The following is a 15957-nucleotide window of genomic DNA, read 5'->3' as shown; positions in this document are numbered from 1 at the left end:
GGCCCCACTCGGCGGTCGGACCTCAGCCCTTGGTCGCGGTGTCGAGGCCCGCGCAGATCTCCTGCGGGGTCGCCTCGCCGTAGGCCCCGGTCAGGACCTGGGTGATCGGGTCGGACGCGGCGCCGATCCAGACGTCGGGCAGGACCGCGTAGCCGACCTCGGCGTCGAGGCCGAGCGAGGCCTTCAGCAGCGGGTCGGTCGCGGAGGAGGCGAAGTCGCCGGTGACCGGCGGCAGGATGCCCGCGTCCTTGACGAAGTCGCCGACGGTCGGCTGGTCGTAGAACTTCGTCACGAGGCGGCGGACCCTGTCGATGTTGCCGGGCTCGGCCCCCTGCTTCGTGATCATGAAGCCGACGCCGGTGAAGCCCTGGTAGGCCGTCGGCTTCGGGTAGACCGAGCCGTCCGGGACGGGGAACCCGCCGAGGGCCGTGCGCGTCTCGATCCCGGTGCCCGAGGCCTTCGACTCCGTGTACGCCCACGAGCCCGCGGACATGATCGCGGCCTTGCCCGAGTAGTAGGAGGCGTACATGTCGTCGGCGCTGAGCCCCGCGGCGTTGTCGACGAACACCTTGGCGTCGCGCAGGTCGGTGAAGAGCTTGATGCCGTTCATGACCGACGGCGTGGCGCAGTAGCCGCCCTCCGTCATGATCTTCCGCATCGCCGCGGCGTCGGTGAACGACTGCGCGATCTGGTAGAAGAGCTTCTGCCCGCTCCAGTCGTTGCCGCCGACGGCGACGGGCCCGACGCCTGCGGCGCGCAGCTTCTTGGCGGCGGCGACGAGCTCGTCGGTGGTCTTCGGGACCTCCGCGACACCGGCCTTGGTCAGCAGCTCGGTGTTGTACCAGAGCGGCCAGCTGAACCCGGAGAACGGCAGGCCCTGGATCTGGCCTCCGGCGGCGCCGCCGACCCGCCACTCGTCGAGGGCCTGCGGCTTCATCCTGTCGGCGAGGCCCCAGTCCTTGACGTACTGGTCGACGGGGACCGTGACGCCCGCGTCCAGCCAGCCCACGGTCTTGTCGAACAGGTTGACGATCACCAGGTCGGGGGACTTGCCCGCCGCCACCGCGGTCTCCACCTGGTCGTCGATGGCCTCCAGGCCCTCGATGAGGTTGATCTTGATACCCGTCTCCGCGGTGAACGCGTCGAAGACGCGCTTCTGGGCCGCGGCCGCCGAGTTGCCCGCCGTCCAGCGGGTGACGACGTCGATGGAGCCGCCGCCGCTCGCCGCGGTCGCCGGGCCCGCCGGTTCGTCGGAGCCGCAGGCGGTGAGGGAGAGGAGCAGGGCTCCGGCGGCGAACGCGGCCACCCCGCGTACGGCCCGAGGCGTGGTGCGGTGCATGGGGCTTCCTTTGCTGATGTTCCGGGGGGTGGTGGGGAAGCGTGTGTCCCAGGAGTTACCCGTGGGTTGCACGGAGATTGCGGACGCCGCCCGCACCACAGCGTGCAGGACGGGCCGACCGGAAGTCAACAAGAAAGATTAGTAATTTATTAAATGCTCGAACCGCGAACGACCAGCGTCGCCGGCGCGGCCGTGATCACCCGCGGCGCCGCCCCCGCCAGAATCTCGGCCACGGTCTCCCCGACCAGCTCGCCCAGCGCCTGCACGTCGTGGCTGACGGCGCTGAGCGGCGGCTCCGCGAGCTGGCACAGGGCCGAGTCGTCCCACGCCACCAGGGACAGGTCGGAGGGGACCCGCAGGCCGAGACGGCGCGCCTCGTGGAGCGCGCCCAGCGCCATGACGTCGTTGTCGAAGACCAGCGCCGTCGGCCGGTCGTCAGTCCCCGCGAGGGCGGTGACCGCGCGCACCCCGGCCCCCTCGGAGTAGTCGCCGTCGAACGTCGTCGTCCGCACGCCGCGTTCCGACGCGACGGCGTGGAACGTGCGGCGGCGGATGATCGTGTGCGCCATCTCCGCCGGTCCCGCGACATGGCCGAGATGCGTGTGCCCGCCCGCGACCAGCGCGGCGACCACGTCGCGCATGGCCACCTCGTCCTGCGTCCACACCGCGGGCAGCCCCCCGGCGGTGACCGGGTCGCCGATGACCACGGCCGGCATGCCCAGCTCGCCGACGAGCGCGACCCGCTCGTCGCCGGGGAGCAGGTCGATCAGGATGACCCCCCGCACCTGCCCCTGGGCCGCCCACGCGCGCATCCGGTCGCTCGCCTGCCCGACCGTGGCGACCACCTGGAGGAGCACGGGCACCCCGAGGGGGACGAGGATCCGCTCCATGCCCGCGATGAACTCGTGGAAGAAGGGCTCGGCGCCGAGGACCTCCGCGTCGCGTACGAGGGCGAGACCCACCGGCGTGCCCGTCCGCGGACGCGTCTTCGTGCCCGTCCCTGCCGCGACCATCGGTGCCCTTCCCTCGCGCACTGCCTTCGTGAACTAACCTCGTGCCCTGTAACGTAGTGCCGCCGTACGTGCGGCCGGGGCGAGAGGCGGTTGAGCGTGGCCCGACGAGAGTCCGCGGCCGCGGGACCGGGGAGCCGCGCGCTCGTCGTCGACCTCATCCGGTCCTCCGGGCCGATCAGCCGGGTGGAGCTCGTCGAGGCGACCAGGTTGACCCAGCCGACGATCTCCAACATCGTCCGGCGCCTGATCGACGACGGCGTCGTGCGCGAGACCGGCGCCACGGTCGCCACCGGGGGCAAGCCACGGACCCTGCTCGTGATCAACTCCCGCTCAGCATACGGCGTCGGGATCCGCGTCGGGGCCGACACCATGACGTGCGTCGTGACGGACACGCGGGGCGGCACGATCGGGCGCGAGCTCGTCTCCTCGCCTCCCGCCGAGAAGCCCGAGGACGTCGTGGCCCAGCTGGCCGCGCTCTACGGCGACGTCACGCGGGGGCTCGGGCTGTCGCCGCAGAGCGTGGCGGGGCTCGCCGTCGTCGGGCCGGGTCCGGTCGACGTGGCACGGGGCAGGTTCCTCGCGCTCCCGGGACTGGAGCGGTGGGCCGACCTCGACCTCGGCCAGGCCCTGGCCACCAGGCTGGGCGTGCCGGTGCTCGTCGACAGCGACGCCGCCGCGGCCGCCGTGGGCGAGTTCTGGGGACGGCAGGTCTCGCGGGAGCGGACCTTCGGGTGCCTCTACATGAACTCGGGAATCGGCTCCGGGGTCGTCCTCGACGGCGCGCTCCATCGCGGCGCCAGTTCCAACGCCGGTGAGATCGGCCACGTCTCGGTGATCCGCGACGGCGAGCGGTGCCGCTGCGGCGGCCGGGGCTGCCTGGAGCTGTACGCCGCCCCCTCCGCGCTCGTGGAGCGTGCCAGGTCCACCCCGGACCTCGCGGACCGCCTGGGCATCCGTTCCGACGACCCGGACTCGCGGGCGTTCGACGTCCTCGCCCGTGCGGCGATCTACGGCGACGGGCAGGCCCGCGCGCTGGTCGACGAGTCGGCCCTGCTCCTCGCCGACGGCGCCCTGACGCTCGCCAACCTCTGGGACCTCGACACGCTCGTGCTCGCGGGGCCGGGCTTCGCCGTCGCCGGTTCGCTCTACGTCAGCGAGATCCGCCGCCGCCTCGCGGAACGGGCGTTCTCACGCGGGGTGCACGCGGTGGAGGTCGACCTGTCGAGCAACCCCCGCGACGCCGCGGCCATCGGCGGGGCGGCCCTCGTCCTCCAGGGCTCCGTCGCGCCCGGCCACGGGCCACAGGTCACCGCGCCACAGACGTAGCGCGTCCGCTCCGGCGGCTCCCGGCCGGGCGCGACGGCACCGTCCCCGGGCGGTCACCCACCCGGGGACGAACCGACGTCGTCTTATGTCACCTCACGTCATCTCGTGTCAGCCCACGTCATCTCATCTCGGCTTACGTCGGCCTATATCCGCTCACGTCGCGACGGTGAAGGTGTCGACGTCGTACAGGTTGCCGCCGCCGCCCACGAAGACCAGGTACAGCGGCCCCGACGCCGACCCGCTCAACGTCGTCGACACCGTCGCGTAGGTATCCCAGCCACCCGTGGGCGACACCGCGACCGACCCCAGCAACGTCCCGGTGGCCGACCCCGAACGAATCTGGATCGTCCCACCGGAGCCCGCAGAGGAGACCCGGGCGCTGAACGTCCGCAACCCGGCGGTGTTCACCCCCGCGTACGCCGCCCAGTCACCGTTCTCGATGTACCCCACCGAAGCACCACCACTGGCACCCGGATGATCGGCCCGCTGCACCCCCGACTGCGACGTGAACGCCTCACCCTCGACGACGGTCTGACCGCCGGTGCCGACGGTGAAGGTGTCGACGTCGAACAGGTTGCCGCCACCTCCCACGAAGACCAGGTACAGCGGCCCGGAAGCCGACCCGCTCAGGGTCGTGGACACCGTCGCGTAGGTATCCCAGCCACCCGTCGGCGACACCGCCACCGACCCCAGCAACGTCCCCGTGGCCGACCCCGAACGAATCTGGATCGTCCCACCGGAGCCCGCAGAGGAGACCCGGGCGCTGAACGTCCGCAACCCAGAGGTGTTCACCCCCGCGTACGCCGCCCAGTCACCGTTCTCGATGTAACCCACCGTGGCTCCGCCGCTGGCACCCGCGTGGTCGGCCCGCTGCACCCCCGACTGCGAGGTGAACGCCTCACCCTCGACGGTCTGGCCGCCGGTGCCGCCGCCCGGCTGGAAGGTGATCGTGTACGTCTTCCCGGCGGTGGCGTTCCAGCTCAGCGTGTCACCGGTGCGCGTGGCGGTGACCGTCGCCCCCGCCTCGTCCTTGACCTGGTAGGTACCGGTGGCCGCGGCGGTCCTGACCTTGATCGGGGCCGTCTTGCCGGTCCGCAGGGTGACCGTCGTGGCCTTCCCCGCGCTCCAGGCGGTGTCCACGGTGACGTCGCCCCGGGCGCGCAGGCCGGTCACCGAACCGGTCGGCCACGCGGCCGGCAGCGCGGGCAGCACGTGCACGGTGTCGTGCTGGCTCTGCACGAGCATCTCCGCGACCCCGGAGGTCGCGCCGAAGTTGCCGTCGATCTGGAACGGCGGGTGGGTGTCCCACAGGTTGTCCAGCGTGGAGGACTTGAGCTGCTCGCTGAGCAGCTTGTGGGCGCGGGTGCCGTCGAGCAGCCGGGCCCAGAAGTTGATCTTCCAGGCCTTGGACCAGCCGGTGCCGCCGTCGCCGCGCGCGTTCAGGGAGACGCGGGCCGCCGCCGCCTCGGCCGTGCCGGGCAGGATCTGGTTGCCCGGGTGCAGGGCGAACAGGTGCGAGACGTGCCGGTGGGTGTCGGTCTGGGAGTCCCAGTCGGTCTTCCACTCCTGCAGCTGGCCCCAGCGGCCGACGCGCAGCCCCGGGTCGAGCCGGGACAGGGCGGTGCTTACCTCGTTCTGGAAGGCGGTGTCCACGCCCAGCGTGCGGGCGGAGGCCAGCGCGTTGGTGAACACCTCCCGGACGATCTGCTGGGACATCGACGCGCCCGCCGAGAAGTCGCCGTTCTCCGGCGAGTAGCTGGGCGAGACCACGAGCTTGCCGTCACGCGGGTCGGTGTGCAGGAAGTCCAGCCAGAACTCGGCCGCGCCCTTGATCGCCGGGTAGGCGGTGTTGCGCAGGTAATTCGTGTCGCCGCTGAACCGGTAGCTGTCGTACATGTGCTGGGTCGTCCAGGCGGCGGCCTCGGGGAACCAGAACGACTGCGGGTAGCTGTGCACGCCGGTGAAACCGTAGGGGTTGGTCTCGTTGTTGACCACCCAGCCGCGGGCCCCGTACATGTTGGTGGCCGTCACCCGGCCCGGGGCGACCATGCTCGCGACGTACCTGTCATACGGCCGGGTCGTCTCGCGCAGGTTGGTCTGCTCGGCCGGCCAGTAGTTCATCTGCAGGTTGATGTTGACGTGGTAGTCGGCGTCCCAGGGTGGATTGGTGACGTTGTTCCACACGCCCTGGAGGTTGGTCGGGAGGATGTCGTTCTCCCGCGAGGAGGAGATCAGCAGGTAGCGGCCGTAGGCGAAGAACATCGCCTCCAGCGCGCGGTCCTGCGTCGAGGAACCGCCGGTGTAGCCGCTGCGCAGCTGGTTCGTCGGCACCGTCGGGTTCGTCTGGCCGATGTTCAGCTTCACCCGGTCGAACAGGTTCTTGTAGTCGGCGAGGTGCGCGGCCTTCAGCGCGTCGTAGGTCTTGGCCGCCGCCGTGGTCACCCGCGAGGTGACCCCGGCCTGCGGGTCGGTGCCCCGGTAGGCCGGGTAGGCGTCGGAGTAGTTGGTGCCCGCCGACAGCACCAGCATCACGCTGTCGGCCCCGGAGACGGTGACGCGGTCCCCGGAGTCGGTCCTGGTGCCGCCCTGGTTGACCACCTGCACCTGGCCCTCGAACCGCAGGCCGTTGTTGGCGAGCTGGCCGCGGATGGTGAGCCGGCCGTTCGAGGCGGTCACGGTCTTGTCGTTGCGCGGCGAGGTGTGCCGCAGCGTGAAGGAGACCCGGCCGGTCTGGTTGGCCGAGATGCGGGCCACGATCACGTTGCCGGGGTTGCTGGCGAAGTACTCGCGGGTGTACTCGACGCCGCCCGCCGTGTAGCCGACCCGGGCCACGGCCTCGCGCAGGCTCAGCTCACGCCGGTACCCCGTGGTGCTCGACGGCGGGTTGGCGAAGTCGAGGAACAGGTCGCCGAAGGTCTGGTACGAACCGAAGTTGGTCTTGCCCTGGCCGAGCGCGTTGGCGACGGTCTGCGGCGTGATCCTGCCGTTCTGGTCGATCTGCGCCTGCATGTTGTCGATGGCCCCCGGGCGGGGTGAGGTCCAGTTGCCGTGGTTGTAGCCGCCGGAGGCGCCGGGACCGCCGGTCCACAGGGTCTTCTCGTTGAACTGGATCTGCTCGGAGGCCACTCCGCCGAACAACTTCGCACCCAGCGGGCCGTTGCCGATCGGCAGCGCCTGAGTCTCCCAGTCGGTGGCCGGTGAGTTGTACCACAGCGTCAGGTCGTCGGTCGCGGGCAGCGCCACTGCCTGCGCCGAGGTGGGCGTACTCATACCGGCAAGCATCGCGACCACACCTAACAGCGCGATACCCAGTCTGGAGCGCGGGAACTTGATCACACAAATTCCTCCGATCAGCGAGGGGGGTAGACAAGGAAATACCACCGAAACAAGGCTGAAACAAGCCTTCACATCCGATGTCTCTTGACCTGCTGATCAGACCCGTCTGTCGACCCGGATGTCGTAGGCCCGAGACGGCCGTGGTTCGAACGCGCACCGGCGTTCGTGGATCGCGCTCCTCCGCCGCACGGGGCCGCGACCGCGCGGAATAGGTGGGATGTTATCCGCCGGACCGCGCGTGATCCGGTCCGGCGACCCGCCTACTCCCGGTGTCGTAGAGGGACGGTTTCTCCTCCCGGTGCCGTACGGGCGGGAGCCTCCCGCGGTGGGACGACCCGCGTCGGCGGGCGAGCGACGATTACCGCCATGAGAACCCCAGCCAGGTACGTCCACGGGGCCGCGCTGCTGTCCACCGGGCTGCTCGCCGGAGCCTTCGGGTACGGCGCGGCCAACGTGGTCCCCACCTTCAGGACCGTCCCGCTGGACGTGCGTCTGACCTTCCACACCGCGATGATGGAGGTCAACGAGCCGGTCATGCAGAGTGCGATGGCGCTGGCGATCCTCACCTCGTTCGGCCTGGCCTTTGTCTCCCGAGGCCTGCCACGGCGCCTGGGGCTCGCGGCCGGCGCCCTGACGGTGGCCTCGCTGCTGGTGACGGTCTTCGGCAACATCCCGCTGCACGCCCACATCAGGCGATGGGCCGCCGCCGGCTCCGCCCCGGCCGGTCACACCGAGATCCTGCGGCAGTGGGAGCTCTTCCACACCGTCCGTACCCTGACTGGCCTGTCCGCCTTCGCGCTGACGATCGGCATCGCCGTCCTCGCCGGGCGCGAACCCGCCGAAAGAGCTGGGCGACTCACCTGGTCCAGGAGATAAGGCGGCCAAGTCCGCCCCGGTCCGCGACCGCGCCCCGGCATCGGCCGGGGGACGCGGCTCACGGCCACTTGACCTCGATCGAGCTTGAGGTTGGAGACTACTCCGCACCGGTGTTCGGACAGCCAGACGCGGGGGGCGACCGACGTGCGAGTGGTGAGGGTCACGAGTTTCGGAGATCCCGGGGTGCTGGTCCCGGGCGAGGCGCCGGATCCGGTCGCCGGGCCGGGGCAGGTGGTGGTCGAGGTGTCCGTCGCGGGCATCACGTTCGTCGAGACGCAGATCCGGCGCGGCGTCGACAGGTGGCAAGCCAGGCCCGAGCCGCCGTACGTGCCGGGCGGCACGGTGGCCGGACGGGTGGGTCCGCTCGGGGAGGACGTCGACCCGGACTGGTCCGGACGGCGCGTCGTCGCCGGAACCGGGGAGAGCGGCGGCTTCGCCGAGCGCGCGGTGGCCGCCGCGCGGGACCTGATCCCGGTGCCGGAGGGGCTGGGGCTGCCCGAGGCCCTCGCCCTGTACCCCGACGGCGGCACCGCGCTGGGCCTGGTCGAGGGGGCCCGGATCCGTCCCGGGGAGTGGGTGCTGGTCGAGGCGGCGGGCGGCGGTGTCGGCAGCCTGCTGGTGCAGCTGGCCCGGGCGGCCGGTGCCCGGGTCGTCGGAGCCGCGCGCGGCGCGCGCAAACTGGAGCTGGCTCGCGACCTGGGCGCGGAGGTCGTGGTCGACTACTCCGACCCGGACTGGGCGAAGCGGGTACGCGAGGCGACCGGCGGCGCGGGTCCCGACGTGGTGTTCGACGGGGTCGGCGGGGAGATCGGCCTGGCCGCGTTCGAGGTGACGGCGGACGGCGGCCGTTTCTCCGTCCACGGCGCCTCCAGCGGCGAGGTCACGGCGATCGACCCCGCGCGGGCGCGGCGGCACGGGGTGGAGGTGATCGGGATCGAGCAGCTCTTCGGCTTCGGGCCGAAGATGCGGCACTGGGCCGGGCGGGTGATGTCGGAGGCGGTGGCGGGCCGGATCCGGCCGGTCATCGGCCAGACCTTCCCCCTGGACCGCGCCGCGGACGCGCACGCCGCGATCGAGTCGCGCGGCGCCCTGGGCAAGACCCTGCTCCTGGTCTGACAGCCCTTCCAGGACGCCCCGCCGCCGGCTGCGACGAGCACGCGCCGAAAGGACCGGTTCGTGACACCCGCGCGGCGGTGACGGCCGACGACGCGACCGCTCGCCGGCTCACGCCTCCGACGTGGCCTGGGCGGCCGGGCGATGGCGCGGGGCGGCGAGGTCGTGGGCGGAGCGGGCCAGCCAGATCATCGTCAGCACGCTCGGAAACACACCGAGAGCCTCGACGGCACCTCCCTCGTCCGAGAACGGCAGTGCCGCCAGTACCAGAAAGAACGGCGTCACCAGGGCGGCGACGCCGTACGCGACGGTCGCCGCCCCCCAGCGGTCGTCATCCCCCTGGGCCCGCAGGACCAGCACCGTCCACGCCAGACCGGCCAGGCCACAGAGCATCTCCACCGCCTCCGGGACGGACCGGCCGACGAGGTCGAGTACGCCGATGACGGTGAACCCGCCGTACCCCAGCACCCCCGCGCCCCGCGTGAACTGCCGGTCGCGGCCCAGCACCCGCGTGAACAGCACCACGACCACCCACATCACCGCGGAGCCGATCACCGCCACCGCGTCCGCCCAGATCCACGACGCGGTGACGTGAAGCGACCACGTCGTGGCCGTCGCGCCGTAGAGCGCCACGCGCGGCCACAGGGTGTCGCCGTCCTGCGAGGACGGCGGCCCCGTCAGCGGCCCGCGCAGGATCTGCCAGATCCCCCACGCCCAGGACAGCCCGGCCAGGACCAGAAGGAGCAGGTTCTGCCCCGTCGCCGCGACGCCCTCGTCCACGGCCGCGAACACCGTCAGCCACCACAACGGGCCGAGATCCCCGGAGATCAGGGCGACGACGACGGCGACCGTCAGCGCGGCCCCGTACAGACCGGTGACGAGCAGGGCGGGGAGGGTTAAACGGTGACGACGCAACACGGGACGCTTCCCGGGGATTCGGAGGGAGGAGAGCGAATCACCTCACCCTACAATCGATCATGAGGAGCGACGCCAGGCGGAGGGCGGGCGTCCGCGGGCGCCTTTGAACGCCGTACCGGGGTGTTCACAAATCGTTCCACACACCTTTCCGATTTCCGAGCAAACGGCGACGATCGCAACAGCCCGGCTCAGGCGCTCACCTGGGACGAGTCCGGTCATCCCAGCCATCGTTGGATCGCCGCCCGGAGCGACGCGCGGGACTCCGCGTCCGGCCGCGGGACGTCGGAGGCCCACGCCACGTATCCGTCGGGCCGCAGCAGCAGCGCCGTGCACGGTACGGCGGAGCCGGGCAGTGCCGCGGTCGCGGGGTACCCCCAGTCGCCGCCGGTGAAGTCGACCAGGTGCGGGCGGCCGTCCCTGGTCAGCTCGGCGAGCCGGGCACCGTCCTTCAGGTCCAGGTCGGGAGCCCACCGACCGGCCAGCGGATGGTCGACGCCCACGTCGTAGCGGATGTCGGCGCCCGACATCAGGTCGGCGATACGACGGACGTTGCGCGGGTCGCCGAGGAGCTCGGCGAACAGCGCGCGCAGGCCGGTGACCTCGCTGCCCGGGGCGATCAGCGCGGACTGGGCGCGCGAGGACATCACCACCCGTTCGGCGGCCGGGCGTCGCTCGGACTCGTAGGTGTCGAGGAGACCGGCGGGGGCCGTGCCGCGTACGTCGGCCGCGAGTTTCCAGCCGAGGTTGACCGCGTCCTGCAGGCCGAGGTTGAGGCCGGGCCCGCCGATCGCCGAGTGCACGTGGGCGGCGTCGCCGACCAGCAGCACCCGGCCGTCCCGGAAACGCTCGGCCAGGCGGGTGTTGCCGCCGTTGAGCTTGCGCATCAGGTGCGGCCCCTGGCCATCGGGCGGGCCGAAGGCGATGTCGGCTCCGAGCACGCGGCGGGCGCTGGCCCGCAGTTCCGCGAGCGTGAGGGGTCCCTCGGCGTCCTGCCCGTTCCACTCCATGGTGGAGATCAGCGGTGCGGGGCCGCCCGGCAGGGGCGCGTACACGAACAGCCCGCGCTCGGTCCGGTGGTGCATGAACGGCGGGATGGGTCCGTACCCGGGAATGTCGAGGCCGCCGCTGACCGGATCGAGGAGCCCGGCCGGTACGGCGGCGTGCGCGGTGCGCGCGATCGTCTCGTCGGTCGTCACGCCGGGGAAGGCGATCCCGGCCAGCTTGCGTGTGACGCTGTGCCCGCCGTCGGCGCCGACCAGGTAACGGGTCTCGATCGTGTACGGCCCGGCCGGCCCGCCCACCTGGAGGGTCACGCCTTCGCTGTCCTGGGTGAACCCGGTGAGCTCGTGGCCGCGCCGGATCTCGACATGGAGCTCGGCGGCCCGTTCCTCCAGCATCCGCTCGATCCTGAGCTGCGGGACCTGAAGGAGGTAGAGGGGGTTGTCGTCCAGCGCGCTCAGGTCGAGGGGCAGCGCGCCGAAGACGAACCCGGGGGCGGGCGGGGGCGGGCCCTGGTTTCCGGTGAGCCGCTCGTACAGGCCCCGGCGGTCGAGCATCCGTACCACCTGGCCGACCAGGCCGTTGGCACGGTTCTCCCGGGTGCGCTCCGGCAGGCGCTCCAGGACCAGGGGACGGACTCCGGCCAGGCTGAGCTCGCAGGCCAGCATCAGGCCGTTGGGCCCGGCTCCGGCTATGACGACATCGGCGATCATGGCGCTCCTTCTGGGCATGACGGATCGACCGGCGGCGGGCCGGCTGATCCTCTACGGGGAAGACGGGAAAGGCGTGGGAAGGGTCAGGGAAGGGTCAGGGCGTGGGCAGGCCGGCCGCGACCTGGCCGAGAGCGTCACGGAGCAGTCGCTCGAACGGTGCCGGCGCGTCGCCGTGGAGCCACAGGTTGATGGCCGCGAGTATGGCGGCGCCGACCGTGCCGGCGACCAGGTGCGGATACAGATCACGATCGGCGTCGGTGCCGGTGCGCTCGGCGACCGCCGCGGCCAGCACGTCCAGCGCGGCCGTGTGGGCTTTGAGGAACTCGCCCCGCTGCTCCGGATGCTGAGTCATCAGCCTGACCCCGGCGCTCCAGCGCTCGTCGGCCGGACGCTCGGCCTCTCGCATGCCGAGCGCGAACCGGGCGAACACGGCGTTGGTGATGGCCTCCCACAGGGGTTCGCCGTCCGGCCTGGACCTCAGCTCGTCGGCGATCTGCACCGCTCGGTCGAAGTGCCTGGCCGCGATCGCCTCACCTTTGCTGGAGAAGTAGTTGTTGAACGTGCGGTGTGAGACGCCCGCCTCGGCGGCGATGTCCTCCACCTTGACATTGTCGAAGCCACGCTCGACGGTCAGCTTGATCGCCGCCCAGCTCAGCGCAATCCGGGTCTCTTCCTTCTTGCGCTCTCTCAGCCCCATGCGAGCACCCTACACAAATTTGCGAGTCACGCAAAAATGCGAGTCACGCAAAAATGCGTGACTCGCATGTATATGGCGGCCTCGCCCGATATCCCCTCCTCGCGCCACCACATCGAGCATCCCCTCCTCGCGCCACCACATCGAGCGGCCCGGCCACGCGCACTCACCCGCCCGGCACGTCGACAACACACCGACGGCCGCTGGGCGCCCTCGACCCAAGAAGGCCCACACGGTCAAGAGACTGGAATCGCTCACCGCTGGGACACCTCGCCAATGAAGACTCCGCTCAGCCGCTCAACCTGAGGTGACCACCACCGCTCCCCGCGACCGGCTCGAATGTGTCGGTCTCGTACGCCATGATCGGCGCTCGCATCCAGTACATCCCCTCAAGGAGTGCCATGGCCGTCACCGAAGGAGCCGGATGGTCCGGCATGCGCTGGAAGGACTGGACGGATCTCACTCTGGTCCGTGCCCGGCTCGACGCGGGCGCCGACCCGAATTCGGGAACGGACTTCCGTGGACGGCCCCTCCGTCAAGCGGCCCAGGACGGTTCGCCGGAAGTGGTCGCGGAGCTGGCCCGGCGCGTCGACGACGTCGACGCGGAGGACGAGGGCCGTACCGCGCTGTGGGCCGCCGTCTTCAACAACCGTCCCGGCAACGCCCGCGCCCTGGTCGCCGCCGGAGCCGCCCCCTGGCGGCCGATGATGAACGGCTGGCCCCCCGGACGGCTCAGCCTGGCCGGCCCCACCCCCGACCTGTTCACCCTCCCCGCCGACGGAATCGGCCTGTCGGCCGCCGAGGCCGCCGCCGTGACGGAAGCCGAACGTCTGATCACGGCGTTGGGAGACGTCGACTCCGACGGCTTCAGCCTGGCATGCGTGGCCGGCCTCACCGCGGCCGAGGCGGTTCCGCGCCTGGAAGCCGTGGTGGCCGATGACGACGACATCGAAGAGGTCATGGATGACCCCTTCTCCGACCTCGACGACAGCCTGACCGTCATCGGGGTCACGGACGTGCCCGGCGGATGCGTCGTCAGCCAGCCCTGGGGGTACGCCGCCTACGCCCACCGCGTCATGAAGCGCCTTTCCACGGGGACCGTCTGCTACGCGATGTACGACAACCCCAAGAGCGGCAAACAGGGAGGCGTCGCCCGCAACGGGGGCGTCGAGACGTCGGACACCCATCCCGGCGGCGGCAACGTAGCCGGCGACGAGCCGGCCGAGGAGATCCTCGCCGCCTACCTCTACCAGTTCCAGGCCATGGCCTACTGCTACGCCGGCGCGGGCCTGCGCCCGGCCGACGCCAGGTCGATCACCGGCCCGCCCGGCATGTGGCTCAGGCTGCCCGATCGGAACTGGTGAAGCGGCACAACGAAAAGGACCCGGCTCCATCACCGGAACCGGGCCTTTCGTCTTGCAGGGCGTTCACCAGAGCGGACGATCTGGCGGAACAGGCGCGTCTGAAGATCGCTTCCCGCGTGAGGATCGATCGTTTCCCAGCGCGCCGGACGGACTTCCACGGCCAGGGCGGGCGGTTCGCCCGGCAGGCATCCGCTCCCGTTCAAGGCGGCGGACGCCGACGGTGAACGTGGCCTCCGCCGCCGAACCGCCCGATGCCCTGGACGACAATCCCACACTATGCGAATATGTGTTCGATTGACGAAGATCGTCAACGGGGCGGGTCCCGTAGTCATGCCGGGGTGCTCGACTCCCCCTTCCCCTCCAGAACGGAGCGCCTGTGCGCCTGCCAACCTCTGCCCGCACTCCTCTGTCCCGCCGATTGGTCGCCTGGGCCGGGCCCCTGTTCCTGACGGCGGCCCTGCTCGTCACCCAGGCGCCTACCGCCGCGACCGCCGCGGCCCCCGCGACCGTCACCGACCTCGGCGTCACGGGGAAGGGTGGGGACGTGGTGGCGCGCAGCAGGAAGGTCTTCGTCGCCGCCGGTGACCAGATCGTGGTCGCGTCCACCGACGGCAAGGTCGTCGACACGATCCCCGGCCTGTCCGGCGCTGTCGCCCTGGCCTCGCCGGAGAGCGGCGGGAAGGTGTACGCGGCGCTGCGCGACTCGCACGAAGTGATCGAGATCGACATCGCCACGCTCGCCGTCACCAGGCGCATCGACCTCACCGCGTACCCGTGCCCGTCGAGTCTGGCGCAGGAGTACGACCGGCTGTGGATCGGATTCGGTTGCGGCGAAGAGGGACAGGGAGGGGTTCTCGGCCTCGTCACGTGGCCGGCCCCGCCCACCCCCGCCGTCCGGGTGGGGCCGGCCACGACCCGGGCTCCGCTCGTCGCCGTCTCGGGGAACACGCTGGTGGCCGGGGAGCCGGGAGTCAGCCCCGCCACCGTCAAGGTGTACGACATCAGCACCACGCCTCCCACTTCGCGCGGCGAGATCCGCGGAGAGGCGAACGAGCTGCCGGCCCTGCGGGATCTCGCACTCGCCGAGCACGGATCGGCGGCGCTGTCGGCACTGGACGGCACCCGCCGGTTCGACGCCTGGGACACGACAGCCCTGACCCGGGGCCGCGCCTACGACAGCAGCGGATTCGGCGAGCACGGCCTCCCCGCCGCAGTCGCGGCCAGCCCTGACGCCCCCTACGTCGTGGGCGGCTGGAACTCCTCCGCGGGCGACGCGGCGGAGCTCGTGGTGTACGACGCGACCACCGCGGAGGTCATCTACACAGCCGCCCACCAGGGGAAGGCGGTGGTGGCGGGCAGCATCGAGTTCTACGGCACAGTCACCTTCGCGGTTCTGAAAGAGCCCGGCACCGGACGGATGCACCTCTGGTGGCTGCCGCCCTCGCCCTACCACTCCTCCACGCTGACCTTGACGGCTCCCTCCAAGGTGACCGCGCTCAAGCAGTCGACCTTCAGCGGACGACTCACGCTGAGCAGCGCCCTGCCACCCGGCGTACAGACGCTCGAACTGCACAGCTGGCTCCCCGACGGCACCTCCAGGCCGTTCCAGGAGATCGCCACGGCGGCGGACGGGACCTACCGGTTCACCGACGCCCCACCGTCCGTCGGGGCGTTCAAGTATCAGGTGTACTGGCCGGGCAACTCATGGTTCCGGGGCAGCGGCTCCTCGGCGACCGTCACGGCGACCTCGTACGAGCCGACGCTCACCGTGACCGGACCGGCGGCGGGCGACGTCGGCGAGCGGCTCGACTTCGACGGCACCTTCGGCGCCGACGGCATCACCTTCCCGCGGACGACCATCACCGTCTCGCGCAAGGTCGTTGGCCCGGATGGCACCGTCACCTCGAAGAGCCTGGTGAAGTTGACCCCCGCCGCCGACGGGTCGTTCAGCTTCTCCGATACGCCGACCACGGCCGGCGAACACACGTACACCGTCAACTTGCTCGGCGACTCGACCATCAAGTCGGCGCGCACCACCCACGTGGTCACCGTCCTCCAGCCGCCCGCGTAGCATCCCGACGCCCGGGTGACGGCAACTCGACCCGCCGTCACCCGGCCGCCCGCCCCGTGGCCAGGAGAAGCCGCGTTTCCCGCGACCGGCCCGAATTTGTCGGTCTCGTACGCCATGATCGGCGCTCGTATCAGTACATCCCCCTCAAGGAGTGCCATGGCCGTCACCGACAGAGCCGGATGCGTCCGGCACGGG

11 protein-coding genes are annotated in these 15957 nt (G+C 71.3%); 5 read left to right on the top strand and 6 right to left on the bottom strand.

The window, feature by feature from the left end:
* Positions 1 to 22: 22 nt before the first annotated feature.
* Positions 23 to 1339 carry an ABC transporter substrate-binding protein gene (locus ABT053_RS16770; protein ID WP_350969917.1) on the bottom strand — a complete coding sequence of 439 codons (1317 nt, stop codon included), beginning with the start codon at positions 1337 to 1339 and terminating at the stop codon, positions 23 to 25.
* Positions 1340 to 1488: 149 nt separating this feature from the next.
* The gene (locus tag ABT053_RS16765; protein ID WP_350969916.1) at positions 1489 to 2352 is read right to left on the bottom strand and encodes a LacI family DNA-binding transcriptional regulator; all 864 of its coding nucleotides are present in this window, start codon (positions 2350 to 2352) and stop codon (positions 1489 to 1491) included.
* Positions 2353 to 2448: 96 nt separating this feature from the next.
* On the opposite strand from ABT053_RS16765, the gene ABT053_RS16760 reads away from it, so the two are divergent.
* Positions 2449 to 3678, top strand: coding sequence for an ROK family transcriptional regulator (locus ABT053_RS16760; protein ID WP_350969915.1), 1230 nt, complete (start codon positions 2449 to 2451; stop codon positions 3676 to 3678).
* A 153-nt stretch (positions 3679 to 3831) separates the two neighbouring features.
* Here ABT053_RS16760 and ABT053_RS16755 read toward each other — a convergent pair whose 3' ends face one another.
* Entirely contained in the window at positions 3832 to 6948 is a 3117-nt protein-coding gene (locus tag ABT053_RS16755; RefSeq protein ID WP_350969914.1) for a glycosyl hydrolase family 95 catalytic domain-containing protein, read from the bottom strand.
* Between the two features lie 432 nt (positions 6949 to 7380).
* Between ABT053_RS16755 and ABT053_RS16750 the strand changes: the two genes are divergently transcribed.
* A complete protein-coding gene (locus ABT053_RS16750) occupies positions 7381 to 7890 on the top strand; it encodes an anthrone oxygenase family protein (protein WP_350969913.1) in 510 nt (169 codons plus the stop codon).
* 153 nt (positions 7891 to 8043) lie between these two features.
* Positions 8044 to 9006, top strand: coding sequence for a zinc-binding dehydrogenase (locus ABT053_RS16745; protein ID WP_350969912.1), 963 nt, complete (start codon positions 8044 to 8046; stop codon positions 9004 to 9006).
* Positions 9007 to 9114: 108 nt separating this feature from the next.
* On the opposite strand, the gene ABT053_RS16740 is transcribed toward ABT053_RS16745, so the two are convergent.
* From ABT053_RS16740 to ABT053_RS16730, 3 genes are all read right to left on the bottom strand, one after another.
* Positions 9115 to 9921 carry a hypothetical protein gene (locus tag ABT053_RS16740; RefSeq protein WP_350969911.1) on the bottom strand — a complete coding sequence of 269 codons (807 nt, stop codon included), beginning with the start codon at positions 9919 to 9921 and terminating at the stop codon, positions 9115 to 9117.
* Between the two features lie 215 nt (positions 9922 to 10136).
* Positions 10137 to 11633 (bottom strand): FAD-dependent monooxygenase, encoded by a 1497-nt coding sequence (locus ABT053_RS16735; protein ID WP_350969910.1) that lies wholly within the window; start codon positions 11631 to 11633, stop codon positions 10137 to 10139.
* Positions 11634 to 11727: 94 nt separating this feature from the next.
* The gene (locus ABT053_RS16730; protein WP_350969909.1) at positions 11728 to 12330 is read right to left on the bottom strand and encodes an acyl-CoA-like ligand-binding transcription factor; all 603 of its coding nucleotides are present in this window, start codon (positions 12328 to 12330) and stop codon (positions 11728 to 11730) included.
* A 398-nt stretch (positions 12331 to 12728) separates the two neighbouring features.
* Here ABT053_RS16730 and ABT053_RS16725 point away from each other — a divergent pair, with 398 nt between their 5' ends.
* Together ABT053_RS16725 and ABT053_RS16720 are read left to right on the top strand one after the other, a co-directional pair.
* Positions 12729 to 13691: an ankyrin repeat domain-containing protein gene (locus ABT053_RS16725; protein WP_350969908.1), complete on the top strand. Its 963-nt coding sequence runs from the start codon at positions 12729 to 12731 to the stop codon at positions 13689 to 13691.
* A gap of 418 nt (positions 13692 to 14109) precedes the next feature.
* Positions 14110 to 15762 (top strand): YncE family protein, encoded by a 1653-nt coding sequence (locus ABT053_RS16720; RefSeq protein ID WP_350969907.1) that lies wholly within the window; start codon positions 14110 to 14112, stop codon positions 15760 to 15762.
* The last annotated feature ends 195 nt before the right edge of the window (positions 15763 to 15957 follow it).

The sequence above is a fragment of the Streptosporangium sp. NPDC002524 genome, from assembly GCF_040295985.1.
In the GTDB taxonomy this organism is placed as follows: Bacteria; Actinomycetota; Actinomycetes; order Streptosporangiales; family Streptosporangiaceae; genus Streptosporangium.
This window is presented reverse-complemented; position numbering and strand designations above follow the sequence as displayed.